Annotated in this window: 1 protein-coding gene; it reads right to left on the minus strand. The window is 67.7% G+C overall.

Annotated features, from left to right (window positions below):
- On the minus strand, positions 1–2,166 hold a 2,166-nt coding region (gene uvrA, locus ACFWF2_RS33520; RefSeq protein ID WP_379311494.1), incomplete at its 3' end, for an excinuclease ABC subunit UvrA.
- Between the last annotated feature and the right edge of the window lie 181 nt (positions 2,167–2,347).

Below are 2,347 nucleotides of genomic sequence, written 5' to 3' on the forward strand. Positions count from 1 at the left end.
GGTGCGGATCTTGTCGAAGACGCCGGTGTAGGTGGCCGGGTTCGAGCGCGGGGTGCGGCCGATCGGCGACTGGTCGACCTGGACCAGCTTGTCCAGGTGATCGAGGCCGTTGATCCTGGTGTGCCTGCCCGGCACCTGGCGCGCGCCGTTGAGCTTGTTCGCCAGCACCGTCGCCAGGATGTCGTTGACCAGGGTCGACTTGCCCGAGCCGGAGACGCCGGTGACCGAGGTGAGCACACCGAGCGGGAAGGACACGTCGATCCCGGCCAGATTGTGTTCGGTGGCGCCGACGACGGTGAGCTTGCGCTTCTTGTCCATCGGACGGCGCACCATCGGCACCTCGATCTGCTCGCGGCCGGAAAGGTAAGCGCCGGTGAGTGATTCGGGTTCGGTGAGCAGCTCGGTGTAGGGGCCGCTGTGCACGACGCGGCCACCGTGCTCGCCGGCCAGCGGGCCGATGTCGACCACCCAGTCCGAGGCGCGGATGGTGTCCTCGTCGTGCTCGACGACGATCAGGGTGTTGCCCAGCTTCTTCAGGCGCAGCAGCGTCTCGATGAGCCTGCGGTTGTCGCGCTGGTGCAGGCCGATCGACGGCTCGTCGAGCACATAGAGGACACCGACCAGACCGGACCCGATCTGGGTGGCGAGCCGGATACGCTGCGCCTCGCCGCCGGACAGCGTCGCCGCCGCCCGCGAGAGCGTCAGGTACTCCAGGCCGACGTCGAGCAGGAAGCCGAGGCGCGCCTGGATCTCCTTGAGCACCTGTCCGGCGATCGCGGCCTCGCGCTCCCCCAGCGTCAGCGTGTTCAGGAAGTGGGCGCAGTCGCCGATGGACAGATCGCTGACATCGGCGATCGACTTGTCGGTGCCGTCGGCGGCGAGGGTGACGGCCAGGATCTCCGGGCGCAGCCGGGCGCCGTGGCAGACCGGGCACGGCACATCCCGCATGTAGCCGTCGTAGTGCTCTTTCATCTGCTCGGACTCGGTGTTGTCCATGCGCCGGTGCAGGAACGGCATCACGCCTTCGAAATCGGCGTAGTAGGACCGCTTGCGGCCGTAGCGGTTGACGTAGGACACGTGCACCTGGTCGGAGCTGCCCTCGAGCACCGCCTTGCGCGCCTTGGCCGGCAGGTCCTGCCACGGGGTGTCCATGGAGAAGCCGATCGACTCGGCCAGGCCGGACAGCAGCCGGTTGAAGTACTCGGCGGTCTGCCCGCGCGACCACGGCGCGATCGCGCCGTCGGCCAGGCTCAGCTCGGGATCGGGCACCACCAGTTCCGGGTCGACCTCCTTGCGGATGCCGAGGCCGGTGCAGTCGGGGCAGGCGCCGTAGGGCGAGTTGAAGGAGAACGAGCGCGGCTCGAGATCCTCGATGTCGAGCGCGTGGCCGTTCGGGCAGGCCAAGCGTTCGGAGAAGCGGCGCTCGCGGTCGTGGGCGTGCTCGTCGCGGTCGACGAAGTCCAGCACCACGATGCCGTCGGCCAGCCGCAGCGCCGTCTCGATGGAGTCGGTGAGCCGCTGCTTGGACGCGGATTTCACCGCGAGCCGGTCGACAACGACCTCGACGTCGTGCTTCTCCTGCTTCTTCAGCTTCGGCGGATCGGTGAGCGGATACACCACGCCGTCGACCCGCACGCGCGAGTAGCCCTGGGTCTTGAGCTGGTCGAACAGATCGACGAACTCGCCCTTGCGGGTGCGCACGACCGGCGCGAGGACCTGGAACTTGATCCCCTCCTCCATCGCCAGCACCTGGTCGACGATCTGCTGCGGGGTCTGCTTGGCGATCAGCTCGCCGCAGACCGGGCAGTGCGGCGTGCCAGCGCGGGCGTAGAGCAGGCGCAGGTAGTCGTAGACCTCGGTGATGGTGCCGACCGTCGACCGCGGGTTGCGGTTGGTCGACTTCTGGTCGATCGACACCGCGGGCGAGAGGCCCTCGATGAAGTCGACATCGGGCTTGTCCATCTGCCCGAGGAACTGGCGCGCGTAGGCCGACAGCGACTCGACGTAGCGGCGCTGCCCCTCGGCGAAGATCGTGTCGAACGCCAGGCTCGACTTACCCGAACCGGAAAGACCGGTGAACACGATCAGGCTGTCACGAGGCAGATCGAGATCGACACCTTTGAGATTGTGTTCCCGAGCTCCGCGCACAGTGAGGCGTTCCGCCACCTGGTGAATCCCTTCTCCATCGTCATCCGCCGACCGGACATGAACCCCCGTCAGCCATGCTAGGCGGACCCACCGACAGAAATGTCTGAGCGCTGGCGCGCTCGAGGTCGCGGCCCCTCCTGTCCCGCCGGTCAGGCACCGTTGCTTGCTCCTTCGTCGCCTACGCAACGGCGCCTGACCG

Source organism: Nocardia sp. NPDC060259 (assembly GCF_042728775.1).
Classification (GTDB): domain Bacteria; phylum Actinomycetota; class Actinomycetes; order Mycobacteriales; family Mycobacteriaceae; genus Nocardia.